Here is a 15,842-nt window from a genome sequence, read left to right as displayed (position 1 = left end):
CAGGATGCCATCAAACATGTCTAACAACGACCGCGTGTCAAGTTTAAAATGACTATATTTTACAAAAACTTGAAGTCACCTTAAAAGGGCTGAGTAGATAGACCAAAAGACGCTTGAATAGCCATAATCAATCCCTTTAAAACATTCATTGATGTAAAACTCAGGCAGATGCCTGATACTCTATTTTAGCTGCACTTCAAATATCGACAATAAGGCAATTTGTGTAAATATAAGCAACTGTTTTTGCTGGTTATTTTTTTGGCGGGAATTGCTGGGACATCGACGTCAATGGCTTCTGGAAACAGACCAGCGGCGGCGACTGGGTCAACCTCGCCAGCGCGGACTACGGCGGGCAGGTCACCCAGGTCGGTAACAAGACCCGGCTCGACTTTGTCATTGAGGACAACGGTCCCTTCGACAGCAACCCGGCTCCGGGGCAAATCACCGACCCCGGCGCGCCCGGCTATCGTGTCGAGCCCGAACCCGAGCCCGAACCGACTTGCCCCTACACCCCCTTCCAACCGGATCAGGACAGCGATGGCCAGCCCGATGTAATCGAAGCCCAACTCGGCTTCAACCCGGCGGTCATGGACAACGATGTCTTCGACAACGACGCGCTGTTCGTGCGCCAACTCTACCGCGATCTGCTGTGGCACGAGGGCGATGACGAGGGGATTGCCTACTGGACCGAGGCCCTCGGCAATGCCTCCATGAGCCGCGACCAGCTGGTGGAGTTCTTTATCAACACCGAGGAATTCCAGGGCGGCGTCGGCACCCTGACGCGCCTGTACGAAGGGGCGCTGGGGCGGGCGCCGGATGTCTGCGGCCTGGATTACTGGATGGCCCAACACGCGGATGGACTCAACCTGGCGATCAGTGCGCAAGTCATCCTGGAGTCGGATGAATTCGCCCAACGCCAGGGCGACCTGAGCGATGACGCCTTGATCGACACCCTGACCCAATCCATGCTCGGACGCGAAGCAACGCCTGATGAACGCGGCCAATGGGAGCAGGCACTGGCCAATGGCACCTCCACCGGGTCGCTGCTGCTCACGCTGGCCAATAGCGAGGACTACCGCGCGCAGAGCGCCGAGACGGTCAGCCTTGATCTGTTCTATCTTGGGTTGCTCAACCGCGAACCAGATGCCGCAGGACGGGCCTACTGGCAGGAAGAAATCGCCGATGCCGACACCCCCTTCACCTTCATCGGCAGTTTCTTTATGAGCACCGAGTACCACGACCGCTTCCTGCCGCCCACCGAATCGGCAGCCTTGGAGTTGACCGGGTTGGCTCCTAACCTCGATGGCCTGAGCGGACTCTGAGCACACGCCAAACCTCGGGGCGGACGGCCAGTCCGCCCCAGTTAGAAAACAATCGTAAGGTCATCCCCGAGTGTCGTTGGCACGGCGCTCGGGTTGAATGTCCCATCAGGGTCCAGGCATACTGCGCTGTCATTGTTCCAATCACGTCATCGCCCCTCGGGCGACCCTGATTACAATCATAAAGCGATTGGTGTGCGATCCGATGGGAAGCAAGATTCCGACTCCTTTCAGTGCCTGTCTACTCGCCTGGTTCGCGGCCTTCACGCCCGTTCTGGCCGCCGCCGAGACAGGCGAAACCTTTGTCGTTCAACAGGCTCAGGGCGCGCCCACGGTCTCCCTGGGCGGAACCGTCATCCCCTACAAGGAGGTCACGCTCGCCGCTCAGCTCCCGGGCCGCGTGACCTTCATCGCTGGACGCGAGGGCGACCGCTTCGAGCAGGACAAACTCCTGGTAGCCATTGGCGACGAGGAACTGGTCGCCAAGCGCCGCGCTCTGCTGGCACAGATGGCCGCTGCCGATGCCCAGCTACGCAACGCCGGCGTCCAGTACAGCCGCGAACTCTATTCGCCCCAGTCGCGTACCGCGCCCGGCGGCATGGGCCTGCCCAATCTGTTCGATCAGATGTTCACGCGCCCGATGGAGAGCTTCGTCGGCGACCGCAATCAGGGCGCCGAACGCTCGGCTGATATCTATGCCTCGGGCATCCAGATCCAGGAGGCCCAGAGCGCCATGATGCGCCTGCAGGCCGAGTTGCAGGCGCTCGATTCCAAGATCCGCGACGCCCGCGGCATCGCGCCCTTCAAAGGCGTGATCGTCAAGAAACACGTCGAGGTCGGCGATACCGTCCAGCCCGGCCAACCGCTGCTGAACTTCGCCGACATCGAATATCTCCAGGTCGAGGTCGATGTCCCGGCACGGCTGCGCACAGGTCTGCGCGAGGGCCAGATGGTCCAGGCCGAGATCGAGCCGGGCAATCAGCGCGCTCCGGTGCGCGTGGCTCAGATCTTCCCCATGGCCGATCCACAGCGCCATACGATCACGATCAAGTTCGACGTTCCGCAGGGCGTCTCCGAGGCGGGCATGTACGCCAAGGTACTGGTGCCGGATGAGAGCGCGCCGGCGCGTGCCAACCCGGTCATTCCGCTCAGCGCGGTGCGTTACAACGGCAGTCTGCCCGGCGTCTATGTCGTCAACGACCAAAGCGAACCCCAGTTGCGTTTGATCCGCGTCGGCGAGGAATTGAGCGACGGGTTCGTCACGGTGCTGAGCGGACTGCGCGCCGGTGAGCGTATCCTCGCCAACCCTGGACCGCACATCAGCGCAGGTTGGGCCAAGGGCGCTACACCGGATCGTTAAGAATGCGGATCTGAAATTCCCTCACTTCTGGATCTTGGACCGGATATGAATCAAGACCTCGACCCGCCGATGGACTCCAAGGCGCCGCGCGCGATGAATGCCGAATATCTGGGCATCGCCGGGCGCACGGCCCGTTTCTTCATCCGTTCGCCGCTCTCGCCGCTGTTCTATGCCGCCATGCTCATGATGGGCCTGCTCGGCCTGATCATGACGCCGCGCCAGGAAGACCCGCAGATCTCGGTGCCCATGATCGACATCATGGTGCAGTATCCGGGCGCCTCGGCGCAGCAGGTGGCCAATCTCGCCATTCAGCCGCTCGAACGCCTGATGAGCGAGATCCCCGGCATCAAGCATGTCTACTCGGCCTCGCAGCGCGGTCAGGGTCTGGTCACGGTCGAGTTCGACGTCGGCGAGGACATGGGGCCGTCACTGGTCAAGGTGAACGACAAGCTCGCCTCCAACATGGACAGGATCCCGCCCGGCGTGCTGCCGCCGCTGGTGCGCAGCAAGGGCATCGACGACGTGCCCATCGTCACCCTGACGCTGTGGTCGAAGGATCTGGATGGCGACGGCGGTGCCGATGTCGACGACGCCCAGTTGCGCCTGCTCGCGCAGGACGTGCTCCAGGCGCTCAAGCAGGTCAAGAACACGGGGAACGCCTTCATCGTCGGCGGGCGGCGCGAGCAGGTCACGATCAATGTCTCGCCCGAACGGCTCTCGGGCTATCGCATCAGTCTCGATCAGGTCGCCCAGACGCTCCAGAGCGCCAATGCCGAGATCATCGCCGGCGGCGTCGAGACCGGGGGCGCACGCTTCTCGGTGACCACCGGCGCCTTCCTCACCGGCGTCGAGGACATCAAGCGACTGGTGGTCGGCACCTACAACGATGTGCCCGTCTATATGCACGATGTCGCTGACGTGCAACTCGGTCCCGAGGAAGACGCCTCGCAACTGGTGAGCTACTACACAGGGCCGGCGGCCGAGATCAGCGAACGCGCCGACGGACGCCCGGCCGTCACGCTTGCGATTGCCAAGAAGGAACTGACCAATGGCGTGACCGTGGCCAATGCCATCATCGACAAGGTCGAGGAATTGCAAGGCTCGCGCATCCCCGACAATGTCGAGGTCAGCGTCACCCGCAACTATGGCGAGACCGCCAACGACAAGGTCAATGAGCTGATATTCAAGCTGGTCGTCGCGACCTTCTTCGTCTTCGTGCTGGTGCTGGTGGCCTTCCGGGCGCTGCGTCCGGCGATCGTGGTCATGCTGGTCATTCCGGTCGTGCTGTTCATGACTGTGTTCACTGCCTGGATCTGGGGCATGACCATCGACCGGGTGAGTCTGTTCGCGCTCATCTTCTCGATCGGCATCCTGGTCGATGACGCCATCGTGGTGGTCGAAAACATCTACCGGCGCTGGCTGGAGCAGGGCCGCACCGATGATGCAACCGCGATCGATGCCGTGCGCGAGGTCGGTAATCCGACCATCCTCGCCACCTTCACTGTCATCGCCGCCCTGCTGCCGATGGGCTTCGTCAGCGGCATGATGGGCCCCTACATGGCGCCGATCCCCAAGCTCGGCTCGGTGGCGATGTTCATCTCGCTGTTCGCGGCCTTCGTGTTCACGCCCTATCTGGCCATCTCCAAGTGGCTGCGACCGACGATGAGCTATCTGAGGGCGGCCGAGAAGCGCGAGCACAAAGGTTCCGAGCGTCTGGAGCGCTTCTTCCGGCGCGTGCTCACGCCGCTGATGGAGAGTTCGCGCAAGCGCACGCTGTTCCGGCTCACGCTCTGGGCTACCTTCCTCTTTACCTGTTCGTTCTTCTATTTCCACTGGGTGGCGGTCAAGATGATGCCACTCGACAACAAGCCCGAGTTTGCAGTCGTCATCGACCTGCCCGAGGGCACGGCGCTGCCGGTCACGGCCAACCTGGCGCATCGCATGGCGCAGGAGGTCCGCACCATCGACGAGGTGACGGCGGTTCAGCTCTACGCCGGTACCGCGCGACCCTTCGATTTCAACGGCATGGTGCGCCATTACTATATGCGCTCCGAGCCGTGGCAAGCGGCCTTGCAGGTCCAGCTCAAGGACAAGACCGAACGCGAGCGCAGCAGTCACGAGATCGCGGTCGCGGCGCGTGAGATGCTCGAACGTCTCAAGGAGAGCACGGGCGCGCGTATCGCCGTGGTCGAGATGCCGCCCGGACCGCCGGTGTTGCAATCCGTGGTCGCCGAGATCTATGGCCCGTCGTCCGAGGTGCGCCGTCAGTTCACGCGCGATCTGACCGGCATCTTCGAGCAGGCCGAGAGCACGCGCGATGTCGACAACTATCTGCGCGATCCATTTGATTACTGGCGCTTCAATGTAGACACCGAGAAAGCAATCCGGCGCGGGATCTCGGTTGAGACCATCAACCGCAATCTGTCGATGGCGCTCGGCGGCACGCCCCTGGGCGACATCAAGCAGCAGTCGGGCCGTCAGAGCGGGCATGAGCCGATCCAGATTCTGCTCCAGGTGCCGCTTGCTGAGCGTTCGCAGATCCAGCGGCTCGGCGATCTGCCGATCCAGTCGACCTTCGGCTACACGGTGCCCCTGAGCGAGCTGGGCGAGTTCCAGCGCGCCGGCGAGGATGATCTCATCTATCACAAGGATCTGCGGCCGGTCGAATACGTAGTCGCGGATGTCGGCGGACGTCTGGCAGCGCCCGTCTATGCCATGTTCCAGATTCAGGATCTGATGGCCGAGACCGACTACATGGCCCCGGACGGCAGCCGTCCGGCCGGGATCGCCGGCTTCGGCGATGCCTTCTACTGGCTTGGCCCGCCGCCGGATGACAGCCGGCTGTCCTGGGAGTGGGGCGGCGAGTGGACCGTCACCTATGAGACCTTCCGCGACATGGGCGCGGCCTTCATGGTGGCCCTGGTGCTGATCTATATTCTGGTGGTGTGGGAGTTTGGTAATTTCCGCATTCCGCTGGTCATCATGGCGCCGATTCCGCTGACCCTGCTCGGTATCATTCCGGCCCATGCGGTGATGTTTGCGCTGGGGCAGGGCGGTGAGTTCACCGCGACCTCGATGATCGGCTGGATCGCGCTCGCCGGCATCATCGTGCGTAACTCGATCCTGCTGGTCGATTTCGCCGTGCACGAGATCCAGAAGGGCGTGCCCGTGGCCGAGGCCATGATCCGCTCGTGCAAGATCCGCACGCGCCCGATCCTGATCACGGCGCTGGCGCTGGTGGCCGGATCGAGCGTCATCATCACCGACCCGATCTTCCAGGGCATGGCCATCTCGCTGCTTTCGGGCGTGCTGGTCTCGACGCTGCTGACGCTGATCGTTATTCCGCTCGGCTGCGTGGCCGCGAAGGATGACATGTGCAAAGTCGCGGCGGCGTCGATGCCGGCCGGGGTCGATATCCCGTGCCTGATGGAGCGCGAAAACAACACAGCGACGGCGGCGCGGGCGGCGGCCAAGAAGCCGGCCAAGCCCAGAGGGCTGATCGGGCGTCTGTGGGGCGGTCTGGTCGAGGTGCTGGTTTTGGTCTTTTATGCGATCCGCGGCATCTTTCTGCTGCTCGGCGAGGCGCTCAAGAGCTTGATGGGCACCAAGCCCAAGCCGGCGCCGCGTCGTCCGGCCGCGCCGAGTGCGCGTGGTCCGGATGTCTCGACTTCAGCCGCCGTCGAACCCGCGACTGACTCGGATCAGGCCGCGGCCGGTTCAGCCGTCGAGACCAAGACCAAGGCCCCGCGCAAGAAGACCACCGCCAAGCGCACGGTCAAGCCCAAATCCAGCGCGGGTGAGGCCCCGAAGACCTCCACGACACAGCGCAAGACGACCCGGCGCGGGATTCGTCTCAAGGTCGACACTCCACCTGACTCCGAGTGATCCCATCGGGCGTGATCCTTCGCGACACGCCCGATGTCACAGGCGTCGATGGGCGTTGATTCCTGGACGATTTAAGTATTCAATTCAAATAATTCAAACCACGTCTCCGCTGGATATGCGTTGTGACGGCCAAGCGCCGGCCATTTCAGGGCGATGCGTTTCGAGCCTAGCGTGCTGTTTGATGGGTGGTGCCATGTATTGGCTCATGTTGCTCGCCGGGATCGCACTGCCGATCATGACGTCGGCCCAGTCGCGATTCCATGAGCTGGAAGCCGATTACGCGCAAGGGTACGAGCACGCGGATCGAACGCGCACGGATTGGCCCTGGATGGCCCCTGAACAGTCCCCGACGGCCGATGTGACGCCTGAGTATCGCTTTCGCGGCGATCCAGCGCCATCGGCGGGCGGTACCCAATCCACTGATCCGGATTCGGAGCTGAGATTCCGGCCACTCACGCCCAGAGAACGCGAGCGTCTGGGGCCGATCACGCGCTGGCGTCCAATGGATGAGGAACGTCGCGACGGGCCGCTCGAACGGCCCGGACGCTCGACGCTGTTCGATACACTGACGCCGGATCGAACGCCCCCGCCCGATCCGTGGGACTGGCCGCGCTGAGATACGATCGAGAACCATAGACATTGAGAGGGGAACCCCAAGATGAGACTCCATAAGCAAGCGCACTGGGCGGTCCTGGGTGGACTGCTCCTGGCCTGCTCGGTCCAGGCCGAGATCGCCGGTGTCCAGTTCTCGGCAGACACGGTCAGTCGTGGACCCGACGGCCAGACGACCACGGGCAAGATGTATGTTGGCGCCAACCGGATGCGTGTTGAGATGTCCCATCAGGGGCAGGACATGATTCGCATCCACGATCAGAACCGGCAGCTGGAATGGATGCTCTTACCCGACCGGCAGGCGTATATGGAGCGTTCGGTCCCGATGAGCAGCACGGCCCCCGGACCGATGCCGACCCCTTCGGCCGAGACCAACCCCTGTCAGGGCATCGAGGGTCTGAACTGCACCCGTGCCGGCGAGGAGGACGTCGCTGGACGCCGGGCGGTCAAGTGGGAGATGTCGATGACGCACGAAGGCCAGACCCTGACCGGTGCGCAGTGGCTCGACGTCGAGCGTGGTCTGCCGCTCAAATACCAGATGCCCGACGGACAGGCCATGGAGCTGCGGATGCTCGGTACTGAATCAATGGCCGGTCGATCGGTCGAAAAGTGGGAAATGACAACCACGGTGCCCAATGAACAGCCGGTTCAGTCTCTGCAATGGTACGACCCTGAATTGAAACTCGCGGTCCGTGAGGAATTTCCGGGTGGCTTTGTCCGCGAGCTGACCAATATCCAGGTCGGACCGCAACCGGACGCACTCTTCGCCGTTCCGGATGGCTACTCCAAAATGGAGCCGCCACCCGCGTCGCGCTGAAGCCCGGATCTTCGAACAACACACAGTCTCTAGCCGTTCTGGACGCGATTCCACTATGATCACGATCGTTGGCAGCCTGAAAGGCGGATCGGGCAAGAGTACCCTGACCTTCAATCTGGCCGTTTGGCTCGTCATGGCCGAGGCCAGCGTGACGCTCGTCGACGCCGATCCTCAGGCCACCCTGACCGACGTGGTCGACGTGCGCGGCGAGGAGGGGTTCAAGCCCAAAATCGCCGTCTTCGACAAGCACGCCCTGACCGAGTCGCGTCTGCGCGAGGCCGACGAAACGCTGATCGATGTCGGCACCTCGGACATGGACAGCCTGCGTCTGGCGCTCTCGCTCTGCGATCGGGTCGTGGTACCTGTGCCGCCCTCGCAGGCCGACATCTGGTCGACCCAGCGTTTCATCCAGATGATCGAAGCGGTCGAGCGCGAGACGCCGCCCGAGATCATCGGCTTCATCAATCGCGGCGACACCCATCATGCCGTGCAGGAGACCAACGAGACGGCCGCCGCCCTGGTATCGCTGCCCGGACTGCGCTTCATCAAGCCGCGTCTCTCGCAACGCACCGTCTTCCGGCGCTCCTTCAGCGAAGGTCTGGCGGTGTTCGAGCTGGAGCCGCGCGGCAAGGGGGCGCGCGAGTTCATGGGCCTGACGGCGGCGCTCTATCCGCGTCTCGTTGGTTGATGTGTGTACCGACTACTGGCTAGGGTGAGAATCCATCATGCGGGACAACGAGACTCCAGGTGAGGGTCAGGGCACGGAGATCCAGGCCGAGGCACTCGGCCCCGAAGCCTCGGAGACCCAGGTCAATGCCTATGCGATCGATCGGCTGTCGCAGGCGTTCGAGACCAGCGCCAAACGCTGGGAGCTCATCGTCTATCCATCGCTGTTTGCCTTCATCATCCTGGCGGCCTATGGCTTCTATCTGGTCTTCAGTCTGGCCAAGGATGTGCATTATCTGGCCATCAGTGTCGACACCAACATGACGGTGATGGCGAGCAACATGCAGTCGATGTCGGACAACGTCTCCCAGATGAGCCGCAACGTGCGCGTCATGGCGTCGAGCGTCGAGTCCATGGCCCAGGACGTCAACACACTTGAACCCATGCTGACCAGCATCCAGGAGATGGATCGTTCGATGCGCGTCATGACCCAGTCGACCGCCTCGATGGGTCGGGACATGGCGGTAATGAATCAGAGCATCAGCCGGCCGATGCAGTTCATGAACGGCTTCATGCCCTGGTAGTGGTGGCTGACTGTCGATACAGGTCCAACCATGCACCCCACGCGAATGCTTCTGCCGGCGTTGTCGTTGTTGATCCTGCCCCTCGCGCAGGCCGCCGAGAGCCCAGGTGAGTCCAGTCCGCCGTCCGCCGCGCCGGTCGAGGAGGTCCAGCCGATCACGGACGTCGAGCGTCCGCTCTTGCCCCGTCCGCCTATCGGGCCTGTTCCCTCCAAAGCCTCTATCAAGACCCTGATCGATCAGCTTGCGCAAGACCAGGCGCTCGATCCGGTGCTGGTCCATGCGCTCATCCGCGCCGAGTCCGGTTACGACCCGCATGCCGTATCGCACATGGGCGCGGTGGGCTTGATGCAGGTGATGCCGAGGACAGCGGCTGACTATGGTGTCCAAAGCATCGAGCAATTATTCGATCCAGAGGTCAACCTGCACACGGGCATGCGCCATCTGAAGCGTTTGCTTGGAAAATATGGGGCCATCGGCCCGGCGGTGATGGCCTACAACGCCGGCGAGGGCGCCTTGGAGCGTAGCGGAGGCTTCGTGACCTATCCCGAAACCCAGCGCTATACCCATCGTGTCTTGAGCGATTATCTGGCCAAGAAAGGTCTGTCACCCTATTCTCAACAGGCACGCGATCTCATCGGTTTGGATCTGCGCCCCGAAATGGCGATTGCGGGTGATACAGGGACGGCTGATTCCGCCATGCCTGGGCAGAGGCTCAAGCAAAGCGACTGGTCGTCGCGCTTCAATGCTGAGGTGCTCCAGGAGCCAGCGCTGCTGCATCCAATGCCGCAAAGCGGACAGTTACTGTCACGTCGTCTGGATACCGCCTCCAATTCGCCGCTCAGAAGCCGGTTGATGAAACCTCAGCGCGAGGAACGCGCCGGTTCCGCTCAAGCCTGGACTTCCAATGTCGGCGACGGGCGCTGGAGAAAGTTGCCCTGAACATAGTCGACGCCCGCCGTCCAGAGTACGGTCAGGGCGCGCGCATCCTCGACGCCTGTGACGACGCTCTTGACGTTGAACTCACGGGCGAGCGTGGCCAGTTGCAGGAGACGCTGCTGTTTGGCCGCGTCGTCAGCCAGGCCCTGGGCCAGAGCCGGTCGCAGGAGCACGAAATCGAGCGAGAGCGCCTGGAGTAGCATCTCAGGACGCTCGGTGGCACCAAAGCGGCTGATGGCCACGCGGCACTTGATCTTGCGTAGTGTCTCGACCAGCTTGCTGATGCTGGCCAGGTTGCCGACGACAACGTCCTCCTGAAACTGGATCGTCAGCCAGTTGCCGCGCACGTCGAACTCACGCAGACAGTCACAGATCCAGAGCAGGGTGTTCGGGTTTTTGAACGTATCCTCGGACAGCGCGACGAACAGACTCAGATTATGACCAGCGCGCCGCTGTTTGCCGATGACCTCAATGGCCGAGCGAATGGTCCACTTGTCGAGCGCCTCGATCAGCCCGCAGCGGGTTGCCGTACCGATGAAGTCCTTGGCTTCGAGCAGATTCTCATCCTCGTCGAGCAGGCGCAGCAGGACGCTGTAGTTCTCCTGGTTGTCGCCCATGAGACTGATGATCGGCTGATAGACCAGTTTGAGCTGATCGTTGCGCAGGGCGTACTCGATCTTGTGCGCGATCGCCGCTTCCTCATCCTCGCCCTTGGTGAGGCTGTGTTCCTGTTCGTTCACGCCATCGCTGTCGTAGCGATGGCCGATACAGAGCCGGTGCGCCGTATTGATGATGTCCTCGGGCGCTGAGGCGCGGTCGCGCACCAGAAAATACCCGATCTGACAATCGGGCACGGTGGTGTCTTGTACCGCCGCACGCACCGGCAGACGCGCCTGGGCGCTCAACTCGGCGGCCAGGGTCTGAGCGCCCAGCTCATCGAGTCCGTCGACGATGAGTCCGAATCCATCCTCACTCACCCGCGTGAGAAACCCGCGTTCGCCGACGAGCGCGCTCAGCGTGCCGCCAAACTCGTCGAGCAGTTCGAGTCCGAGCGACAACCCCATGTCGTGCATCACATCGAGGATCTTTTCGACCCGAATGAAGAAGATGGCAAAGGGGCGCGTCACCAAGCGCTGCTCGTCGATGTGAGTCTCGATCTCGGCGATCAACGCGGCCATGCCGGCGGCGCCCTGCGTGGCGCTGATGGCGTCCGGGGCCGCGGACACTTGAGCCGGGGCGGTCTCGATCGGCTGGAGGATCAGACGCAGACAGGGTTCGCCCTCGAACTCGCTCGGCGAGGCCAGCAGGCGGGCCTCGAATCGGGAGGCGTCAACACGCTGGCAGGTGACATCGAGCAGGCGCGTGGTGCTGGAATCGCTCAGATCGGTCGATTTGAGGAGATCGCGGATGGCCTGATGATGCTCGGCTGCGATGAGATCGAGCAGCGGCATGCTCAGCACGTCCTCGGTCGCGGACTGCCCGAAGAGACGGGCATAGGTCGCGCTGACATCGATATGCAGACCATCCTGCACGAAAGCGACACCGGCGCCCGTGATCTCGGTCAGGCGCAAGGTGCTCTGCTCACACTGAGCGAGACGACCGTTCAGCGCCTCGGCGGCGCGCCGTGCGTTCCAATCAGCGATTTCGCGCGTCACGCTCAGCCGCAGATGCTCGGGGTCGGCGCGCCGGACGATGTCACGCGCCCCCGCCCGCCGTGCCTTGCCTGCGTCGGCCTCCCAGTGTTCAGGCTCGGCGAGCAGGATCAGCGGCACATCGGTTTTCAGCCGTTTATAGGCGCTCAGAACCTTGTCGACCTCCACATCCCGATCATAGCCACAGCAGAGAATCAGGTCGCAGCTGCGCTCGGCGATCACCTTGTCGAGATGATCGGCGCTCGGGATCGAGAGGCTGCGCTCGGCCAGGCGCGCCTCACGGAGTACGGCCATCAACCGCTCGGCCTCGCTGGTCTCGGAGGTGATGATGAGCAGCGTCGGTTTTTGACTGGGCGTAGGCATACGGGTGTCTTTCGAGTCAGGTCCATCGCTGATGGATCGGATTATCGGTCTTCCCGAGCACAAAGGGAAAGCGTTGAAGGCGCTTTATTCGAGCGGGCGTTTGGAATGCGCTCCTGGAATCTCGCGTACCAGTCGCGGCACCAGGTAGCCGGGCAGGCGTGCGCGCATCCCTTCCAGCAAGCCCCTGGCCTCTGCGTCGCTGACCTGGAAGTGCGCGCTGCCGGCGACCGGATCGAGTCCGTGCAGATAGTAGGGCAGCACGCCACAGGCGAAGAGCCGTTCACTCAACTCGACCTGAGTTTCGATCCGGTCGTTCACGCCGCGCAGCAGGACGCTTTGATTGAGCAGGGTCACACCGGCGGCGCGCCAGTCGAGCAGAGCCGAGCGGACGGCCTCGCTCAGTTCGTGCGGGTGATTGGCATGGATCACCAGCGTGCTCGGCAGCCGACCGCGCGTCAGGATCGTGCCCAGCCGGTCGGTCAGACGCGACGGTAACACTACAGGCAGACGGCTGTGTAGTCGCAGACGCTTGAGGTGCGCGAGGCCATCGAGTCGCTCGATCAAGGCTTCGAGCCGCTCATCGCTGAGCATCAGGGGATCGCCGCCGCTCAGGATGACTTCGCTGAGCTGGGTATTGCCCGCGATGTCCTCTAACGCCCGCTCCAGACGCGCTTGGCTCGGCCCGAAATTCTGATAAGGGAAATGGCGACGAAAACAATAACGACAATGGATGGCGCAGGCGCCGGTCGCCATCAGCAGCGCGCGCCCGGCATACTTCACGAGCAGACCGGGCACACGCTCGGCTGTGGCATCGGCGACCGGATCCTCGACATAGCCGGCGACCCTCTGCTGCTCGGCGGCCAGTGGCAGCACCTGACGCAGGAGCGGATCCTTTGGATCATTGCGGCGCATGCACTCGGCAAAGGGGCGCGGCACCTTCAAGCCAAAGGTCTCGGGGTCAGCGTCCAAGTCAGGAATCTGGGCGCGATCTAGTCCGAGAAAAGCGAGCAGCTCATCGACCCGATCGAAGGCGGCGACCTGCTCGCGTCGCCACCGCTCGCTCTGACAAGCGCCTGTCCTTCGCGGTACCATTGTCCGGTTTGACTTTACATGCAATGAGGATGACATGGCGTTCTATAGCACCAATGAATTCAAGGGCGGACTCAAGATCATGCTGGATGGTGATCCATACAGCATCGTCGAGAACGAGTTCGTCAAGCCCGGCAAGGGACAGGCGTTCAACCGCGTTCGTATCCGCAACCTCAAGACCGGGCGCGTGATCGAGAAGACCTTCAAGTCCGGCGACACCGTCGAGGCGGCGGATGTGCATGATACCGACATGCAGTATCTCTACAACGACGGCGAAGAATGGCACTTCATGCACCAGGAGAGCTTCGAGCAGATGACCGCGGGTGAAGCCGCAGTCGGCGAGGCGGCCAAATGGATCAAGGAGAACGACATCTGCAAGGTCACGCTCTGGAATGGTGCCCCGCTGTCGATCGAGCCACCGAATTTCGTGGTGCTCAAGATCATCGAGACCGACCCCGGCGTGCGCGGCGATACCTCGGGTGGTGGCGGCAAGCCGGCGACGCTCGAAACCGGCGCTGTGGTCCGCGTGCCGCTGTTCGTGCAGACCGACGAACTGATCAAGGTCGACACCCGCACCGGTGAATACGCCTCGCGTGCCAAGGACTGAGTCTGACGTCCCCGGCGATTGGCGACCGAGCGCCCGTCTGACGGCCATCCAGGCGCGCGCTGAACTGTACGCCAGGATCAGGGGCTTTTTCAGCGCGTCCGGCGTACTGGAGGTCGAGACACCCATCCTTTCGCGCTCGGCGGTCACGGATCCGGCATTGTCCAGTCTCTCGACCCAGGTCGCCATCGCTGGATTCGGCTCCGGCCGACCGCTCTATCTCCAGACCTCGCCTGAGTTTGCGATGAAGCGGCTGCTGGCCACCGGGACGGGGCCGATCTATCAGATTTGCAAAGTCTTTCGCGACGAGGAGCGCGGGCGCCGTCATCATCCCGAGTTCAGCCTGCTCGAATGGTATCGGCCGGGCTGGGACTATGGACGCTTGATGGATGACGTTGGTGCGCTCGTCAGGCTGGCCCTGGATCGGCCTGCCATGCCGGTCGAGCGCGTCACCTATCGCGATCTGTTTCGTGATGGACTCGGACTCGATCCCTGGCACGCCGGGATTGCCCAGTTGCGCGAGGCCGCCGGACGTGCCGGACTTCGGGGACTGGACGGACTCGAACTGGATCGCGACGGCTGGCTCGATCTGCTGCTGACTCAGTGTCTGGAACCTGGATTGGGGCAGGGCAGGCTGACCTTTCTCTGTGACTATCCGCCCAGTCAGGCGGCTCTGTCGCGTGTGCGGACCTCGGGCGAGGTCGCGGTCGCCGAACGCTTCGAACTCTATATCGACGGGGTCGAGCTGGCCAATGGCTTCGGCGAACTGGTCGACGTCGGGGAACAGCGCGCGCGTTTCCAGGCCGATCTCGCACTCCGTCGCGCCCAGGGTCGACCCGAGCCGCCTATCGATGAGTTCCTGCTCGATGCGCTCGATCACGGAATGCCCGAGTGTGCCGGCGTGGCGCTCGGGCTCGACCGCCTGCTGATGATCGCGACCGGCGCCGAGTCGATCGATGCCGTGCTGAGCTTTGCGATCGAGCGTGCTTAGCCGGATCTGAAATCCGATACATTCGAGTGAATCCTGATGTTCAAACGCTGGAGTTCTGTGGTCGTTGGCGGCATTCACTGGAGCAATCGTCTTGCACTGTGGCGCGCGCAACTGAACGCGGAGGCTGAGCGCTGTGTGCCGGGCATCTCGGTGAGCGGCGAGCGTTGGCTGTGGCGCTGGGCCGGGATCGGAGTCATCGTCGGGCTGAGTCTCTATCTGATCTGCGGCTATCACGCCGGGTTTCTCCGGCTCAATGCCCTAGCGACCGCGTATCCGAGCTGGGTCTGGTCGTGTCTGACGGTGCTGGGCGATGAACGCGTGGTCTTAGCCTTGACGCTTCTGTTCTCACTACGCCATCCACGGTTGTTCTGGACCCTGATCCTGGCCGCGCTGATCGCGATCGCCGCCAGTCGTGGTCTGAAGGAACTCTTCGATGCCGCGCGCCCACCGGCGGTTCTGGCCACCGATGCATTCAATCTCATCGGGTCGGCGCGTAAGCGACTGAGCTTTCCATCCGGGCACAGCATCACGGCGGCCGTCTTCTGCGGCGTATTCATCCTGCACACGCGCTGGATCGAGTGGCGCGTGCTCCTGCTGCTGATCGCGATCCTGGCCGGGCTGAGTCGGGTGGCCGTCGGCGTGCATTGGCCGATCGACGTGGTCGCGGGGCTGACACTCGGCGCGCTCGCGGCGTTGATCGGCGGACGGCTCGCCACGCGCTGGCCGGGGCCGGCAACCTGGCTCAGCGTGCATCTGACCTTCGTGGTACTGGCGGTGCTGGCGGCCTTCAGTCTGCTGTTCGAGGATGGCGGTTACCCGGAGGCCGCGCTCATGCAGCGTCTGCTCGGACTCGGAGCACTCGCCAGCGCTGTCTGGTGGTATCTTGTCGCCGAACCAAAGCCGATGGCGTCTCCATCGGTCCATTCCAAAGTTGAGGTCGAGCAAGGCGGGCGGATGTAACGGT

The 15,842-nt window shown here is 62.9% G+C and carries 14 protein-coding genes; 11 read left to right on the top strand and 3 right to left on the bottom strand.

All coding sequences use genetic code 11. The features are described from left to right. Positions 1-185: 185 nt before the first annotated feature. Positions 186-632 (bottom strand): hypothetical protein, encoded by a 447-nt coding sequence (locus GJ668_RS09050; RefSeq protein ID WP_186342994.1) that lies wholly within the window; start codon positions 630-632, stop codon positions 186-188. Between GJ668_RS09050 and GJ668_RS09045 the strand changes: the two genes are divergently transcribed. From GJ668_RS09045 to GJ668_RS09010, 8 genes are all read left to right on the top strand, one after another. Further along, a complete protein-coding gene (locus GJ668_RS09045; RefSeq protein WP_186342993.1) occupies positions 624-1,322 on the top strand; it encodes a DUF4214 domain-containing protein in 699 nt (232 codons plus the stop codon). The genes GJ668_RS09050 and GJ668_RS09045 overlap by 9 nt on opposite strands. Before the next feature lie 202 nt (positions 1,323-1,524). After that, the gene (locus tag GJ668_RS09040) at positions 1,525-2,679 is read left to right on the top strand and encodes an efflux RND transporter periplasmic adaptor subunit (protein ID WP_246194748.1); all 1,155 of its coding nucleotides are present in this window, start codon (positions 1,525-1,527) and stop codon (positions 2,677-2,679) included. A gap of 45 nt (positions 2,680-2,724) precedes the next feature. Then, positions 2,725-6,564: an efflux RND transporter permease subunit gene (locus tag GJ668_RS09035; protein WP_246194747.1), complete on the top strand. Its 3,840-nt coding sequence runs from the start codon at positions 2,725-2,727 to the stop codon at positions 6,562-6,564. 193 nt (positions 6,565-6,757) lie between these two features. Then, positions 6,758-7,180 carry a hypothetical protein gene (locus tag GJ668_RS09030; protein WP_155449827.1) on the top strand — a complete coding sequence of 141 codons (423 nt, stop codon included), beginning with the start codon at positions 6,758-6,760 and terminating at the stop codon, positions 7,178-7,180. Positions 7,181-7,222: 42 nt separating this feature from the next. Further along, positions 7,223-7,993 carry a hypothetical protein gene (locus GJ668_RS09025; RefSeq protein ID WP_155449826.1) on the top strand — a complete coding sequence of 257 codons (771 nt, stop codon included), beginning with the start codon at positions 7,223-7,225 and terminating at the stop codon, positions 7,991-7,993. A 55-nt stretch (positions 7,994-8,048) separates the two neighbouring features. Then, on the top strand, positions 8,049-8,681 hold the full coding sequence (locus GJ668_RS09020) for a ParA family protein (RefSeq protein ID WP_155449825.1): 633 nt from the start codon (positions 8,049-8,051) through the stop codon (positions 8,679-8,681). Between the two features lie 37 nt (positions 8,682-8,718). Then, complete coding sequence (locus tag GJ668_RS09015) at positions 8,719-9,243, top strand: hypothetical protein (RefSeq protein ID WP_155449824.1); 525 nt, start codon at positions 8,719-8,721, stop codon at positions 9,241-9,243. A gap of 30 nt (positions 9,244-9,273) precedes the next feature. Then, positions 9,274-10,182 carry a lytic transglycosylase domain-containing protein gene (locus GJ668_RS09010; RefSeq protein ID WP_155449823.1) on the top strand — a complete coding sequence of 303 codons (909 nt, stop codon included), beginning with the start codon at positions 9,274-9,276 and terminating at the stop codon, positions 10,180-10,182. Here the strand turns inward: GJ668_RS09010 and GJ668_RS09005 are convergent. Together GJ668_RS09005 and epmB are read right to left on the bottom strand one after the other, a co-directional pair. Continuing rightward, complete coding sequence (locus GJ668_RS09005) at positions 10,131-12,194, bottom strand: EAL domain-containing protein (protein ID WP_155449822.1); 2,064 nt, start codon at positions 12,192-12,194, stop codon at positions 10,131-10,133. The genes GJ668_RS09010 and GJ668_RS09005 overlap by 52 nt on opposite strands. A gap of 84 nt (positions 12,195-12,278) precedes the next feature. After that, a complete protein-coding gene (epmB, locus tag GJ668_RS09000; protein WP_155449821.1) occupies positions 12,279-13,286 on the bottom strand; it encodes an EF-P beta-lysylation protein EpmB in 1,008 nt (335 codons plus the stop codon). Positions 13,287-13,320: 34 nt separating this feature from the next. On the opposite strand from epmB, the gene efp reads away from it, so the two are divergent. The 3 genes from efp to GJ668_RS08985 are packed head-to-tail and all read left to right on the top strand — an operon-like array spanning position 13,321 to position 15,838. Then, positions 13,321-13,890, top strand: coding sequence for an elongation factor P (gene efp / locus GJ668_RS08995; RefSeq protein ID WP_155449820.1), 570 nt, complete (start codon positions 13,321-13,323; stop codon positions 13,888-13,890). Continuing rightward, the gene (epmA, locus tag GJ668_RS08990; RefSeq protein ID WP_343032195.1) at positions 13,862-14,878 is read left to right on the top strand and encodes an EF-P lysine aminoacylase EpmA; all 1,017 of its coding nucleotides are present in this window, start codon (positions 13,862-13,864) and stop codon (positions 14,876-14,878) included. The genes efp and epmA overlap by 29 nt, the downstream gene beginning before the upstream one ends. A gap of 36 nt (positions 14,879-14,914) precedes the next feature. Then, positions 14,915-15,838, top strand: coding sequence for a phosphatase PAP2 family protein (locus tag GJ668_RS08985; RefSeq protein ID WP_155449819.1), 924 nt, complete (start codon positions 14,915-14,917; stop codon positions 15,836-15,838). Positions 15,839-15,842 lie beyond the last annotated feature (4 nt).

This window comes from Allochromatium palmeri (genome assembly GCF_009720725.1).
GTDB classification, from domain to species: domain Bacteria; phylum Pseudomonadota; class Gammaproteobacteria; order Chromatiales; family Chromatiaceae; genus Thermochromatium; species Thermochromatium palmeri.
This window is presented reverse-complemented; position numbering and strand designations above follow the sequence as displayed.